The organism is Spirosoma arcticum (genome assembly GCF_054779955.1).
In genome coordinates this window covers 573,132-587,600 of the sequence record NZ_BAAGXG010000001.1, presented here as the reverse complement: position 1 = coordinate 587,600, position 14,469 = coordinate 573,132, and the positions used below count along the sequence as shown (strand labels likewise).

The 14,469-nt window shown below is 55.0% G+C and carries 11 protein-coding genes; 2 read left to right on the top strand and 9 right to left on the bottom strand.

All coding sequences use genetic code 11. The features are described from left to right. Positions 1-144 precede the first annotated feature (144 nt). On the top strand, positions 145-1,926 hold the full coding sequence (locus ACYVHB_RS02690) for an NFACT RNA binding domain-containing protein (RefSeq protein WP_461049367.1): 1,782 nt from the start codon (positions 145-147) through the stop codon (positions 1,924-1,926). Positions 1,927-2,042: 116 nt separating this feature from the next. Here ACYVHB_RS02690 and ACYVHB_RS02685 read toward each other — a convergent pair whose 3' ends face one another. From ACYVHB_RS02685 to ACYVHB_RS02645, 9 genes are all read right to left on the bottom strand, one after another. Then, positions 2,043-3,248, bottom strand: coding sequence for a glycosyltransferase family 1 protein (locus tag ACYVHB_RS02685; protein WP_461050014.1), 1,206 nt, complete (start codon positions 3,246-3,248; stop codon positions 2,043-2,045). 276 nt (positions 3,249-3,524) lie between these two features. Continuing rightward, entirely contained in the window at positions 3,525-4,328 is an 804-nt protein-coding gene (locus ACYVHB_RS02680; protein WP_461049365.1) for an alpha/beta fold hydrolase, read from the bottom strand. Positions 4,329-4,399: 71 nt separating this feature from the next. Beyond that, a complete protein-coding gene (locus tag ACYVHB_RS02675; protein ID WP_461049363.1) occupies positions 4,400-5,224 on the bottom strand; it encodes a sugar phosphate isomerase/epimerase family protein in 825 nt (274 codons plus the stop codon). A gap of 23 nt (positions 5,225-5,247) precedes the next feature. Then, positions 5,248-6,093 carry a sugar phosphate isomerase/epimerase family protein gene (locus ACYVHB_RS02670; protein ID WP_461049361.1) on the bottom strand — a complete coding sequence of 282 codons (846 nt, stop codon included), beginning with the start codon at positions 6,091-6,093 and terminating at the stop codon, positions 5,248-5,250. A gap of 83 nt (positions 6,094-6,176) precedes the next feature. Beyond that, entirely contained in the window at positions 6,177-9,413 is a 3,237-nt protein-coding gene (locus ACYVHB_RS02665) for a PVC-type heme-binding CxxCH protein (protein ID WP_461049360.1), read from the bottom strand. Positions 9,414-9,423: 10 nt separating this feature from the next. Beyond that, on the bottom strand, positions 9,424-10,317 hold the full coding sequence (locus ACYVHB_RS02660) for a ThuA domain-containing protein (RefSeq protein ID WP_461049358.1): 894 nt from the start codon (positions 10,315-10,317) through the stop codon (positions 9,424-9,426). A 183-nt stretch (positions 10,318-10,500) separates the two neighbouring features. Then, the gene (gene ypfJ / locus ACYVHB_RS02655) at positions 10,501-11,352 is read right to left on the bottom strand and encodes a KPN_02809 family neutral zinc metallopeptidase (RefSeq protein WP_461049356.1); all 852 of its coding nucleotides are present in this window, start codon (positions 11,350-11,352) and stop codon (positions 10,501-10,503) included. Between the two features lie 71 nt (positions 11,353-11,423). Beyond that, positions 11,424-12,185, bottom strand: a complete 762-nt coding sequence (locus ACYVHB_RS02650) for a PIG-L deacetylase family protein (RefSeq protein ID WP_461049354.1) — start codon at positions 12,183-12,185, stop codon at positions 11,424-11,426. Further along, positions 12,169-13,341: an acyl-CoA dehydrogenase family protein gene (locus ACYVHB_RS02645; RefSeq protein ID WP_461049353.1), complete on the bottom strand. Its 1,173-nt coding sequence runs from the start codon at positions 13,339-13,341 to the stop codon at positions 12,169-12,171. Before ACYVHB_RS02645 ends, ACYVHB_RS02650 begins: the two co-directional genes overlap by 17 nt. Positions 13,342-13,516: 175 nt before the next feature. Here ACYVHB_RS02645 and ACYVHB_RS02640 point away from each other — a divergent pair, with 175 nt between their 5' ends. Then, positions 13,517-14,458, top strand: a complete 942-nt coding sequence (locus tag ACYVHB_RS02640) for a ribose-phosphate pyrophosphokinase (RefSeq protein ID WP_461049351.1) — start codon at positions 13,517-13,519, stop codon at positions 14,456-14,458. Positions 14,459-14,469: the final 11 nt, after the last annotated feature.

The following is a 14,469-nucleotide window of genomic DNA, read 5'->3' as shown; positions in this document are numbered from 1 at the left end:
TTAACACATTGATAATTAATGAATTGACTGGCACTGTTTAATTATTTCGTAGTCAACTCATTCTCCGATAGTTAGCTCATACCATACGTTAAAATTACGATGCATCAACAGTGACTATGAATCAGCGGGTATATTTACCCACGTATGCACACTAATTTTTACTTTCTGCGTCAGCTTGCGCCCGCTCTTGCGAACCGCCTGACGGGCCTCCGGTTCATGGCTTGCTTTAGTCAGGATCGTGACGAAGTCGTGCTGGTGTTTGCTCAGGCAAAAGGTAAACTAAACTACTACAAACCGTTCTACATAAAGGCCCAGCTCCGACCGGACTTTTCGGGCCTGGCGTTTCCCGAAACGGTGCAGCGTGCCCGCGCCAACAGCGTCGACCTGTTCGATGACCTCACGAATCCGGTTGCTCAGGAGGAACATCAGTCAGGTCAAACTGATCCGGTTCAGGACCGGCCGGGCGAATCCACGCTGGGCGAATCCACGCTGGGCGAATCCACGCTGGGCGAATCCACGCTGGGCGAATCCACCGTACCGGCCGGTACGCCGGAGCGGGACCGGCCGGGCCGCGCTGTTGTGGGTGTACGCTCGTTCCTGAATGAACGCTGTCTGGCTATTTTACTGGACGATGAGTGCACCCTGCTATTCAAGTTTTTTGGTAACCGGCCCAACCTGCTGGCGTTCCGGGGCAACACCGTTATTGATCTGTTTAACCATAATCTGACGTCCGACTGGCAACTCGCGCTCAGTGCGCTCGACCGTCCCATCGACCAGTCCTACGAAGCCTTCGAGCAGGCGGGGGCCGACTACCGGAAGCTGTTTCCTACGTTTGGCAAAGTGGTGAACCGGTATCTGGAGGAGCAAAAGGAACCGGACGGGGCGGTAACCTGGGCGCTAATCCAGGATGTGCTGCGCCAACTCGAACAGCCGCGTTATTACCTGACTCGTATCGACCACAAACCTACGCTTAGCCTGTTACCAGTTGAGCAGCCGGAAGGCCCGGACCAACCAGTGCCGATTCGGGAGTTTGACGAGCCAATCGAGGCTGCCAACCGCTTCTTTATCGCCTATAACGGCCTGAGCACATTTGAACACGAAAAAGCTGAATGGCTGCGGCTCCTCGACAAACGCCGAAAGCGGGCACAAGCCCAGATCGAAGGCAACATGCAACGGCTGGTGGCCCGCGATGAAGGAGCCAGCCACGAAGAGATGGGGCATATTCTGATGGCCAATCTGCACAACATTCCCGAAGCGCCGGGTGCTAAGTCGCCCGAACGGGTATCCCTATACGACTTCTACCGGGACCAGCCGATTACGATTAAGCTCAAACCGGATCTGAGTCCTCAGAAAAACGCGGAGAACTATTACCGCAAATCAAAAAACGAGAAGATTGAAGAAGAACACCTGACGAATCAGGTAGCCGCGCGGGAAGCCGAAATTGAGCGGATGAAGCGTCAACGAATGGAACTCGAACCGATTACCACGCTCAAGGAACTTCGTCGGTACGTGAAACAGGCCAATCTGCTTCTGGATGCACCGTCGATGGCGTCGTCAGATGGTACGCAGGCTCAGCTATTTAAGGAAGTGTTGATTGATAACTTCCGGATTCTGATTGGTCGGAATGCAAAAAATAACGATCTACTGACCAAGAAATACACCCACAAAGAAGATTTGTGGCTGCACGCCCGCGACGTAGCCGGTTCGCACGTGGTTGTGAAGTACAAAGCGGGTAAAACATTTCCGAAAAATGTGATTGAACGGGCGGCTGAACTGGCAGCCTGGTATTCCAAGCGCCGGACCGACAGCCTGTGCCCGGTGACGGTGACGCCTAAAAAATTCGTTCGCAAGCCAAAAGGATTAGCCGAAGGGCAGGTTATTGTCGAAAAAGAAGATGTCGTGATGGTGGTGCCGAGAGGAGAATAAATCGATAGTAGTCGTAAGTCGTAGAGTCATAAAAGTCGTAGGCGGCTGACGCGGAAACATCATTCGCGTCAGCTACTTACGACTTTTATGACTCTACGACTTACGACTACTATGAACTACTGTTCAATAGCAAGCCGCATTTGAGCCACCATGAGCCGGTTCATTTCGCTCCAGGTATGATTCCAGGAGTTTTCGGCCAGGAACGCATTGATGGCTGGCCAGTTACTGGGATGGTTGCCGTTCAGCGCCGTCTCAAGGGCTGCTTCAAACTCGTCGGCCGTTGCAGCAATCTGCACAAAATCCTCACTGCCGTACGTACGTACCACATCGCGGATGGGCGTCGATACGACGGGTAAACCAGCCGCTAAGTATTCCGGTGTTTTGGTTGGGCTGATGTATTTCGTTGAGTCGTTCAGCGCGAAGGGAAGAATGGCCGCATCCCAATTGCTGAAATAAGCGGGCAACTCCTTGTAAGCCTTCATGCCTAAGTAATGCACGTTTGGACTGTTTGGCAGCAAAGCGCGGTCTATCTTAACCACCGGGCCAATCATAACAAACTGCCACTCGGGCCGACGCCGGGCTACTTCGCCCAGCAGTTCATAATCGAACCGCTCGTCGATAACGCCACTGAATCCAATGCGCGGGTTAGCAAGACTACGCTGGTCGGCGGGGTCAGGCTGCGGGTTGCGGGCAGCCGAGAAATGGGTGAAATCAATGCTGCTCGGAAAGGCAAACACGTGGGGATGGCGGTTTTGCTTTGCTTCATACAGGCTATAGCCACCCGTGAATACGATCCCGGCCCGATGCATCAACTGCTTTTCCTGCTCTAATAGTTGCCGGGGCGCTCCCCAGAAAGCGGACAACTCATCCATACAATCGTAGACGGTCAGCCGGGGTTTCAGGTGATCGGTAAATTGCAGCGCCATCGGCGTGTAATACCAGGCAATGAAGTCGGTGATGCGCTCACGCTGCAAAAATTCATCAATTAGCTGACGTTGTAAGCGCAGGACATCCTCCGGGCTGGTACCGTGGGGCAGGTGAGGCACCAGCACGGTTAATCCATCCGTTTGCTGGCAAGTAGTCATTCGTAATTCATTGTCCCAAATTGGCTCCTCAATGAACCACACCCGGTACTGCCTGGAAGCCCGGCCGAGCAGATGTTGAGGACGCTGGTAGACGAAGTTCCAGCGCAGGTGCGAAAAACACACCAGGTCATGAACGTCGCCGGTTGAAAAGGACCCGGCTCCGTTCACCGTACTAATCGGTTGGCTAATGGAGCGGGTAGTAACTGTTGAGTTGGGCGTTGAATCGGGCACTTTCATAAATAGTATTAAGAGAGGGTACATAAAAACAGCCCGGTTTTAACTTAACCAGACTGAATCAGCTATACAGTAAAACCCTCTTTTTACTAAAATGTTAAGACCAGTAACCGACAACTGATTGAGTGGCCCCAATGGATTAATGGCTGAGCGCAACAAGGCAGTGCCAGCGCTTCCTGTTTAAGTTGTCTGGTTCCTGATAAGTCATGGTAACGCGTTTGTTTCTCCGTGCTTCACAACGCACCTAATTGCTACCTGTCAGGCCGGTAACGTGCTGATTTAATGCGACAATAACCATTTACGCACCCGGAGATTGAAGTCTCCAATGCACTCCCAGTGAAAGGCGTGTCCGGCGTTCTCATACAAGTGGAGTTCACTGTTCGGAATGGCTCCGGCCACTTCTTCACTCATCCAGACGGGGGTGAAAACATCCTGCCGCCCGCCGACAACGAAGCAAGGCTGCTCAATCTGGGCCAGATCGGTCAGGGTATTGTGCGTAATGCAGGCTTCGGCCTGTCCTTCAAGGCCGTGCAGAGGCTGGGGGTGGGCATCAACGGCCGCCTGCTGCCGACCCGCCAGTAGCCCGGCGAAAATGGCGTCGTCGTCCCAGCTTCGCTTGGCATAAATCAACAGTTGAATATAGTTTGCAAATTCTTCGGGGCGAAGCCGGGCTTTAATGGTGGCCATGTGCCGGAAAATGGCTTCGGCGGTGCGGTCGCAGCGTGCCCACGGACACATCAGCACCATCGAGCGCACTTTGTCAGGATGCCGCAGCGCTAACTGCTGAGCAATGGTACTACCCATCGACACGCCCACCACCCGCACGGTTCTCAACCCAAGTTTGTCGATCAGTCCGGCATAATCGTCGGCCATTTGCGCAGTGGTGTACGGTCCCGCTGGCTTATCGGACTGCCCCACGCCCCGGTTATCGCCCATGATGCAGCGGAAATGATGCTGCCAGTCGTCGGCGTGTTTTTCCCAGACGGAGCCGGGGGCCGTGATGCCCATAATCAACAGCAAGGGTTCTCCCGACCCACACTCATCGTAATACAGGTTGATGCCGTTGGTTTGGACGAATGGCATATTTAAAAGAGTGAATGAGCGAAAGAGTGAATGAGCGAAGTCATCCGGCGGATTTTCGCTCATTCACTCTTTCACCCTTTAAATGAAGGTAATAGTGTTTCGTACACCCAGCGTCCGTCGTGCAGCGTCACACCGTCGGGGTCGTCCATCGCTTCGGGGCCTTCGTCTTCGCAGATGATCCAGCCGCCGTACTGCTGCTCAATCAGCCATTGGGTGATGTTCACAAAATCGACCTTTCCCTTGCCCAGCAGGGCAAATTCAGGCTCCCCGTTCCAGTCTTTAAAATGAACCAGATTAATGAGCGACGCGTACTCTTTCATTTTCGTCAGCGGGTCCATGCCGCCGTTGATGAGGTGGCCCACGTCGGGGGTCCAGCCCGTCACCGACTCGTCGAGCGACTCGATAATCACGCGGTAATCTTCTTCCGTGCGGGTAATGGACGAATGGGGCGAATTCGGGTGAAATGTACACGGCACGCCCTGATCGACCGCCCGGCGCGACACCCGGTTGACGATGTTCACCAGATTTTGTCGGCGCGTTTCGAGATCGTGCCGCCCCGTTGGTTTCTGAACGGTGCAAAGCAGGGCACCCGGAAAGTGTTTGAGCAGCGCAATGCACCGGTCGGCTTCGTAGCGCTCCTGCTCGGTTTCATCGGTGCCGTTCCAGTCTAAAGCGAGCGCAATGGCGGCTAATTCAACGCGCTGTTCGGCCAATTTCTGGGCCAGCGATTCAGCATCGGGCAGGTCGCCCATCCAGTTGTGAATGGGTTCGATACCCGCAAAACCCGCCTGCGCCGTAATGTCGATCATATGCCCCAGCCGATTGGCGTGGGTTTGACCGTTGTTGTTCATGAACCAGGTGTAGGCTTCGGCGCCGAAGCGGAAAGGGAAGGGCATGGGAAACTTAGTTAAACTACAAACTATGTATATTTAGCCTGCATGGCTTTGATGAATTTGAGGCCGTTTTCGGCGATGTCCCAGGGCTTGCTGAACTCACGCCAGACGTTGATGGAGTTGGCGAAGTCAATGTCGTTGCGCGTGAACGCTTCAATCGTCATCCAGCCGTTGTACTTCACCTCGGCCAGCGTTCGGAAGGTGTCGTCCCAGGGAATGTGTCCATCGCCGGGCGTTCCCCGGTCGTTTTCACTAATGTGAACGTGCGCCAGATACGGTGCAATCGTCCTGATCGCATCGGGAAAGCGTTTTTCTTCCATGTTGGCGTGGTGCGTATCGAACATGGCCCGCACGTTTGGGTGATCGGCCCGGCGTACTAAGTCCGACAACTGCACCATCGTGTTGCACAGGTAACACTCAAAACGGTTCAGGGCTTCCAGCGTCACCACAATGCCAGCCTGTTTCGCGTAGTCGCCGACGGCGTGGAGTACTTCGGCGCTGTGGGCGTATTCATCGGGTTGCGGCTCCCGGCGGCTGAACTGAGCAAAGGTGGAGTGAAACGGACCGCAAATTACCGTTGCGCCCATCGCGTGCGCGCGGTCGACGACTCCCTTCAGATGCGTTACCGCCCGTTCACGTACGCTGACCGAATCGCTGGCCGGGTTTTCGTCCGGTCCTACTACCGTAACGCAGGTGCTTTGCAAACCCAACTGGTTAAGATGAGCACCAAACTTCTGATAAACAGCAACATCCTGCGTGTCGATAAAACATTCGACGCCGTCGTAGCCAATTTCTTTAAGACGGTCCGCAATCGGATTCATTTTTTCGGAGATGGCGGCCGTCCAGACTAACAGGTTAAATCCAATAGGCATAAAAACAAGTTTTTTAGTCGGTAAGTCGATGAGTCGGCCAGCTACTGACCAACTCACTGCCTGGCCAACTCACCGACTGATTATCACTTCTCCATTGGATGTTCCTTCAACAACTGTTCGGACGAATAGAGGTCTTTTTTGCTGTCGGTAGCGGCTCTCACTTGCTTAACTTTGTCGGGACGAATCGCCGGGGCCTTGTTGCCAAACGAATTCCTGACGTACGTTAACACGGCGGCTATCTCGTTGTCTTTCAACAAACCGCCGAATGGCGTCATAGGCACTTGGCCGGGGTAGGTCCTGCCTGCCACCTCAATGGGTCCCATGAGTCCTTTTAACGCTAATTTTATCAGCCGATCTTCATTGCCCAACACCCATTTCGTGCCGGTAAGTGGCGGAAACAGCGAAGCAGATAGCCCTTTCCCATCCGATTGATGGCAGGTGGAGCAATACCCTTCACGGGCGTAGATTTCCTTACCCATCGTAAACAGCGCCAGTTCTTCGCCTTTCAACGTCGATTTAACCAGCTCGTCTTTTACCTTCTGCACCGGTACGCCGTTCAAATGGGCAACGGCCGTTTCGTGTGCGTGAATCATCCAGTCGTCCAGGGGTCGGTTCGGCGGTCCGATCTTCTGGGCTTCGGCCAGAATGGGCAGTCCTTTTTCTTTTCCGGTCCAGGATGCGGCTACAATGGCGGCTAACCGAACCCGGCTGTTATCGTCCCGCACCGCCTGCATTAGTAGGGCAGACTGGTCAGGCACTTGATGGCCCGTGTGGCGAACAACGTCAATGGCCGCGGCTCGGGCGTGAAAGTCTTTGGCGTTCAATACCTGCCGGAGCAACTTCTGGTCGACTTTGTTCATCCCCCAACTCACCCACAACCCTTCGAGCAGATGGTGTTCGTAACGGGGATCGTTCTTATCCAGTTTGGCTACCCACGCGTTTAACCCGGCCAGCACCTGATTAGCGTCCCGTCCCCGGAGTTCGCGCCGGGTGCGGTATCGAGTGCGGTATTCGGGCAGTTTGAGGTTATCCAGCAGTTGGTCGATACTGGCACCGTCTATTTTGGCCGGTGTCACCAACGGTCGCGACGGGTACGTAATTCGGTACACCCGGCCGTGCGAATGGTCACGCAGCGGGTCGCGGGCGTTGTGCTGCATGTGGCCGATCAGGATGTTGTGCCAGTCGATCAGGTAGAGCGACCCATCGGGCGCAAACTCCATATCGACCGGCCTGAAGTTCCGGTCCTCACTCACGACGAGGTCCGCCCGGTGCTTGCTTTTGTAGCCGGTGCCGTCGTCAACGAGCGTGTGCTGTTTCATACCCAAAAAACCGATGGTGTTGTTGATCAGGAAATCACCCTGAATCTCGTCGGGGAAGTGGCGGCTCGACACAAACTCCAGCCCGGAGGTAGGCCGTACCCGGTGAGCCTCTTCCACTAACTGAACCGACTTGTGAGTAGCCTCTCCGTACCTCGGCAGTACCGAACCCGGCATCATCCAGCGAACGTCGGGGCTGGATGTCTCGGCAAAAAACGGCTGTCCCCAATCATCAAAAGCAATGCCCCAGGGGTTCGGAATGGACAGTTGCGCGGTGCGCTCCAGCTTTTTACGCTGCGGAGTGTACCGGTAGAATCCGCCGTTGGTGGCCCGGACCGGCCCGTAGGAGGTTTCGACGTTGGTGTGCAGAAAAACGCCCTCGCCCGAATAAATAGCCCCCGACGGATCGACGCAGAACGCGTGGCTGTTGTGGTGCGTATCGTGGTCGTCGTATCCGCTCAGGATAATTTCGCTTTTGTCGGCTTTGTCATCCCCATTCATATCGGTGTATAGCTTCAAGTTAGTGCCCTGCGAGATAAAAACACCCTCGTGCGTAATTTCAAAACCAAGCGGCAGGTGCAGCCCATCAGCAAAAACCGTTTGCTTGTCCGCCTTGCCGTCCCCGTTGGTGTCTTCCAGAATCAGGAGTTTATCGTTGGGTTTGGCATCGCCCGGTTTATAGTGCGGGTAGCTGGGCATCACCGCCACCCACAGCCGCCCTTTGCCATCGAAGGACATCTGCATCGGTTTAGCCAGGTCCGGAAACTCTTCTTCCGACGCAAAAAGCTCGATTTTGTAGCCCTCAGGCACTTTTAACTTGCTTAGTGCTTCCTGACCGAAGAGGTATTTCAGGCTACCGTTTTCCTTCGGGTTAAAGTTGGTTTTCACCGGGGGCAGTTGCCGGGTATTCTTATCTGCAGCGGCAAGGTCCATTTTCTGACCGCTGGTAGCGGCTAACCAAACGGCCTGATCCCTGATGGCGGTCATCTGCCGGATCTTCTCAATCTCAGCCGGGTAGTTGTCCGGTCCGAACGGATTGTACCGACGACCGTAGGCGTGAACCCCATTAGGAATCTTGTAGTCGCTGTGCCACAGCCAGTTTTTCTCCGATACGGCCTCATACACCAACTGCCGGTTGGCCTCCGCTTTGGGTGCCGTTTTGCCGAAAACCTGGTCGGCCAGTAGAACGCCTAATTTCCGGTAGCCGGCGTCGTTGAGTTGGGAGCCGTCGATGGTCAGTGGTTCGTTACTGTCAGCGTACCATTGTTGCGAAGGTGCGTACGCGTCAACAAAGAGTACCGGTTCGGCGCTCCGAGGTACGGCACTCCGGCGGTCGGCGGCTGCGTTGTTTTGCTCAACCACCTCACGCATAGCATTGGTGTACAGGGCAAGGTTCGCGTTTTCGGTTTTGCCATTAGGAAGGTCGTACGTAGCCGACAAATCCTCGAACGCAATGGGCGACACGATGGCTAATTGCGGGGCGGTAGTTCCGTTGTATTTCTGATTCAGCGTGTGTTTAATAAACGCGTCTAATTCGGCCTTGTAATTCGCTAATCCGGCTGGGCCCTGGAACGATTCATTATAGCCGAAGAACGCCACAATCACATCGGTCCTGAGCCGGGTCAACCACTGATCGGGCGTATCGAAATGACCTTCACTGCCGGAATTTGTGGCTAATTCGGTCTGAAATTTTTCCGCACCGGGAAACGCCCAGGGTGAGTTCCGGCTGGCGTGGGGCCGGAATCCGGGCGTATCGCCCCCATCGCACATATTGCGGATAAATAGCGAGTCACCCGGATACCGAACCTGCATTTCAGTCTCGAAGTGGTCATAATTCAACATCCTCGACCCCAGGTTATTACCGACCAGGACGATGTGCGATCCCTTACCAATTTTTAAGGCTTCGGATTTATTAACCCGAAATCCGCTGAATGTGATAGCGACCAGCCCCACTACAGTGAGAAATCCGACGACGCTTTTGTTCTTGGCTGTGAGCGATTTCATACGATTATACTTACTTTACGATGCCCCGGTACGCTACGTTGATGTTCAGTTTAGTGCTGCGGTTTTTGGGGACTGGTTTGCCAAGTTCCCAGTGAATGGCGTTGATAACCAACCGCTGAAACGACTCTACCTGAAAATCTTCAGGATGGCCCAGCGTCGTAAAAAACGTTCGGCCGCCCCACTGATTTTTCCCCGTCCAGGCAACCGGGTTGTCAACGGCTTCTTTGTCAGGATTAACGGATTTACCCATCAGCAGCGGGACTGCCCCTTTAACCGGATAGTCAGGTAACACCCGGTATAGCCACGACGACGCATGAAACGCCGGATCAACGCCCGTCAAAATCGGATGTTTGGCTGCTTCGGGAATAACCGTTACGTCGGTGGTGCTCTTGTGGCCGTAGTGGGTATGTTTAGCCACTCCACCCCAGCCCGGTGGACTACCGAACGCAAACTCACCGAAGGCATTCCAGCGCTTCCGCTCGTCGCCTTCGGGGTAGTTGAAGGCGTGGGTCGTTGTTCGGAAACCCATAACCGGCTTCCCCGATTTCAGATACGCATCAAAGTAGTCAAGCTGATTCTGAGGAAGTAGCCGCCAGCGCAGGAAGAAGACCGCTAAGTCAGCCTCGCGTAGTGCCTCCAGCCCGGGAATGTCTTTCTCCCCGTTTTGGTCCGGCGCAGATTTCAGGACCTTCGTCCGCATTCCGTAGTTCTTTTCCAGTTCAGCGGCAATCAGCGGCAGCGTCAGTTCACCACTATACTCGTGGTCACCGGTGACGAACACCACGTACGGTTTATCCGCTTTTCCGGGGATCAGATTACGTGTCAGCGCTTCGGCCCGGCTTAGGGGACCAAGAGCCAGCAGGGCGGCAACGTATTGCAGAAACGTTCGGCGTTGGGTCTTCATCAGGGGCGGTTGTAGGCGGGCTAATCAGATTTCTAATTTAAGGAAAATGAGCGCTGAATTTACTTGGATTGACGAGTAAATCCGCGTTATCATATGAGTGATTCGGTTCTTACCCAACAAAAATTAGCGTAAAAAAGCCTGACAACATCCGTCATCAGGCTTCTTAAATTTGTCAAATCAGCGCTACTGTAAATTTGCGTCCTCGCGGGTGTTGAACGTGTCGCCCTGGTTGATGTCACCGGTCTGGAATCCTTTTTTAAACCAGTACACGCGCTGGGCTGATGTACCATGCGTGAAAGCATCGGGCACCACACGGCCCTGCGTTGCTTCCTGAATCCGGTCGTCGCCAATGGCGTTGGCGGCCGTGAGCGCTTCTTCGATATCCGACTGATCCATCTGCAAATTCTTGGCGTGGTGCGCCCAAACGCCCGCAAAAAAATCGGCCTGTAGTTCGAGCCGGACGGACAGGCGGTTGTTTTCAACTTTGCTTAACCGGCCACGAGCCTCATCCACCTTGTCCATGACGCCAATCTGTTTTTGCACGTGGTGCGCCACTTCATGGGCAATTACGTAGGCCATAGCCGCGTCGCCGGGTGCACCGAACCGCTTGGCCAGATCGTCGTAGAATGACAGGTCGATGTAGAGTTTCTGATCGCCGGGGCAGTAGAAAGGTCCCGACGCTTCCGACGCCGTGCCGCAACCCGACTGCGTAACTCCCCGAAACAGGACCAGCGTCGGTTTACGGTACTGCCCGTTTTGGGTGGCAAATAATTGCGTCCAGACGTCTTCGGTACTGGCTAATATAACCCGCGTAAATTTGGCGGCTTCGTCGTCGGCCTGTGGGTCGGCCGGTCCCTGGGTGGCTACCTGACTCGTACCGCCCTGATTGAGTATTTCTGACGGATCTCCGCCGAGCAGCATCACAATGACCGCGATGACGACGGTGCCAATACCACCGCCCACGAGGAGTCCGCCCCCTCCGCTACCCCGTCGGTCCTCGACGTTGCCACTTTCCCGTTGTCCTAACCAGCGCATCGGTAGTTCATGATTTAAGGTGAATGATGTGGGTATAACCCCAAATCACGGGAATTGTCTATTGAAAGTTATCAACGCACAGCAGGCTCCTCTAAAAATAATTCGCGGGGCACGTTAAAGTGGGCCAGCAATTCCGGCGACAAATAGAACGCCGTTGGGTCGTCGTCGATCAGGCGCGTCACCTGCGAACGATGAGCTGCAATGGCCCGGTCACGCTGCGCCATCACCGACGCAATCGGTACGCGCCAGACAATCATTTCGTCGCGGACGGGCATATCGGCATCATTGCCCAGTTCCCAAAGCCAGATCAGGTATTCAAGAACGCGCGGCCGAATTGGGCATTGCTGGACCGCTGCGTTCAGTAGCTGCCACGACGCCCGGTGATCGCGGTGGGGGTCGCGTCGCCATGGCACCAGCACAGTCGTCGGGTTAACGGACAAGAGCAATTTTCGGATAAAGGAAACGGCGTCAGCGAAAGCGGGGCTATCCGGCGTGACAACCTGCGTGTCTTTCTGCCGCATAAACGTGACCTCTTCGGGCGGCACGTTCAGAATGCGCAGGGCATCCAATGCTTCCGATTCGCGCAACTGCCGAAGTCGGTCTGCGGGATACGTGGGCGAGTTTGGATGCGACACCGTTCCATCGCTCACGAATAGCACGTGCACGGCGAAACCCCGCTCCCGCAACAGCGCAATGGTGCCGCCACACCCCAACGATTCGTCGTCCGGATGCGGAGCAATGACCAGCACGTTGCCGATTGTGCCGAGTTGATCCGGGTCAATTGTCCGGGCCAGTTCGTCCAGAACAACCGCTTTGTCAACGCCAGAGATCATGGCCATCCGTTTCGTTTTTGAGCACGTACTGGCCAATATCCAGCAGGGTTGCGTCGGGAGCGGGCTGGCGCAGGTAAAAGGTCAAGTCGCGGTGAATCCGCTCGAACGGCAGTGGTCGCATTAGCCCCCGTGCCCCCACTGAGCGTTCGGCGAGTTGCATCACGCGCAGGCATATTTCTTCGATAGCGGTCCGGGTCATGTTAGCATAAGCCACAATTCGGTCGGCTTCGGCACCGCGTTGGCACCACTCGTCGGCTTTCTGTCCAGCCGCGTCGATCCACTGATTTCCCGACTCAATCAAGTACGCCATTTCGGCCAGACGAGTCTTCTGAAATACATCATCAGTACGGTTCATTGACACCAACAGCGCCCGCGTCGCATCGAACAGGGCTTCGGCCCCGCCCAACTGAACGGCCGCAAACCGGATGGCGCCCCCGCTAAAGTACGGTTGCCGAAAGTAATCACCGGGCTGTCCCAATAGGTCATCGTTGCTCAATTCGACGCCCGTAAAATCGAGTTTATAGCTAACCGATGCCCTCATGCCCAACGGTTGCCAGAACCGGGCATCCTGCGGAATGGCTTTCACCCGCTCGGTTGGAATAATGCACATCTGCCAGCCGGTCTGCTCCCCGCCGATCAGTTCGCCGGTGACGAGCGGCCGCCCAATCCAGCCGGAGCCGGAACAGAACGTTTTTGATCCCTCCAGCACGTAGCGGCCGCTCCCCACCCCGTGGATGCGTACCCCATCAGTAGCCTGAGTATTCCAGACGCTGAACAGCCGGTGATGCTGAGCCGCGTCGTTGTACCAGGCCCGTTTCTGGTCGGGCGTGGCGTATAAGCCAATCAGATCCAACGCGTTGATGTGGCCTTCGTAGACTCGTCCAACGGCCAGATTTCCGGCACCAATTCGCTTAAGCAACTGTAACAACCCGCCCGTATTTGGCAATCGGTCGTCCAGATCACCAACAGGCAGCGTCACCGATAGTAAACCAGCCTCGGCTAACCAGCCAAACACCTGTTCGGGAAACGTACCGTCGTCGTCCGTTTTGGGAGCCGCGTCGGCTATTCGGCGAATTAGCGTGTTCATTTTCTCAGAATCCGTCAGCCACGACGAATTCATTTCGGCTTCACCAGCCGACGTTGCTGTCGATATCATAGCTAACAAAATCGGTTGAACCGCAATATTGTTTACGGGTGTCCCAACGCTAAAGCGGTGGGCTGATACGGTTGCCAGAACCGAAGGCGCAGCCACATCAGCTCACCGCTTTAGCAGTGGGGCTGGGAACGACACCATTTTTTCCGTATCTTTGCGGGAAATTTGTCCAGTACCAATGGCTTCGTTCAATCCGGTTAAGATCTTTTCGGGGAGTCAATCCTCCTACTTAGCCGAAAAAATCGCGCATCATTACGGCAAAGAACTTGGCGGCTACACCTGCCGCCGGTTCAGCGACGGCGAGATGTCGCCCAGTTTTGAGGAGTCGGTTCGGGGTTGCGATGTGTTTTTGATTCAGTCGACGCCCCCGCCCGGCGACAACCTGCTGGAACTGTTACTGATGGTGGACGCGGCCCGCCGGGCTTCGGCTCACTACGTTACCGTCGTTATTCCCTACTTTGGCTACGCCCGGCAGGACCGCAAAGACAAGCCCCGCGTGGCCATTGCCGCCAAGTTAGTAGCCAACATGCTGGCCGCGTCCGGGGCCGACCGGTTAATGACGATTGACCTCCACGCCGGGCAAATTCAGGGCTTTTTCGATTTTCCGGTCGATCACCTCGAAGGAACGTCGGTGTTTGTGCCGTACATTAAAAACCTGAATTTAGAAAATTTAGTGGTGGCCTCGCCCGACGTGGGTGGTGCTAACCGCGCCCGCAACTTTGCCCGGCACTTCAACGCCGACATTGTTCTGTGCGATAAACACCGCAAGCGGGCCAACGAGATTGCGTCGATGCAGGTCATTGGTGACGTGGAAGGAGCTAACGTGGTGCTGGTCGACGATTTGATCGACACGGGCGGCACGATGGCCAAAGCGGCTCAGATTATTCTGGAAAAAGGGGCGCTGTCAGTGCGGGCGGTGTGTACGCACCCGGTGATGTCGGGCAAGGCGCACGACAACATTGCGAACTCCGTGCTGGAGGAGTTAGTTGTGGCTGATACACTGCCAATGCAACAAAAGAACGCCAAAATTAAGGTACTGTCGGTGGCGGAGTTGTTTGGCAAAGCCATTGGCCGCATTCGGGATCATGAATCTATTAGTTCGTTGTTTATAAAATACTGAATGAGTGAATT

What these genes read in the sequence shown, in the direction of transcription:
- ACYVHB_RS02690 (WP_461049367.1), top strand. Translation starts at nt 145, where the DNA reads ATGCACACTAATTTTTACTTTCTGCGTCAGCTTGCGCCCGCTCTTGCG.
- ACYVHB_RS02685 (WP_461050014.1), bottom strand. Translation starts at nt 3,248, where the DNA reads ATGAAAGTGCCCGATTCAACGCCCAACTCAACAGTTACTACCCGCTCC.
- ACYVHB_RS02680 (WP_461049365.1), bottom strand. Translation starts at nt 4,328, where the DNA reads ATGCCATTCGTCCAAACCAACGGCATCAACCTGTATTACGATGAGTGT.
- ACYVHB_RS02675 (WP_461049363.1), bottom strand. Translation starts at nt 5,224, where the DNA reads ATGCCCTTCCCTTTCCGCTTCGGCGCCGAAGCCTACACCTGGTTCATG.
- ACYVHB_RS02670 (WP_461049361.1), bottom strand. Translation starts at nt 6,093, where the DNA reads ATGCCTATTGGATTTAACCTGTTAGTCTGGACGGCCGCCATCTCCGAA.
- ACYVHB_RS02665 (WP_461049360.1), bottom strand. Translation starts at nt 9,413, where the DNA reads ATGAAATCGCTCACAGCCAAGAACAAAAGCGTCGTCGGATTTCTCACT.
- ACYVHB_RS02660 (WP_461049358.1), bottom strand. Translation starts at nt 10,317, where the DNA reads ATGAAGACCCAACGCCGAACGTTTCTGCAATACGTTGCCGCCCTGCTG.
- ypfJ (WP_461049356.1), bottom strand. Translation starts at nt 11,352, where the DNA reads ATGCGCTGGTTAGGACAACGGGAAAGTGGCAACGTCGAGGACCGACGG.
- ACYVHB_RS02650 (WP_461049354.1), bottom strand. Translation starts at nt 12,185, where the DNA reads ATGATCTCTGGCGTTGACAAAGCGGTTGTTCTGGACGAACTGGCCCGG.
- ACYVHB_RS02645 (WP_461049353.1), bottom strand. Translation starts at nt 13,341, where the DNA reads ATGATATCGACAGCAACGTCGGCTGGTGAAGCCGAAATGAATTCGTCG.
- ACYVHB_RS02640 (WP_461049351.1), top strand. Translation starts at nt 13,517, where the DNA reads ATGGCTTCGTTCAATCCGGTTAAGATCTTTTCGGGGAGTCAATCCTCC.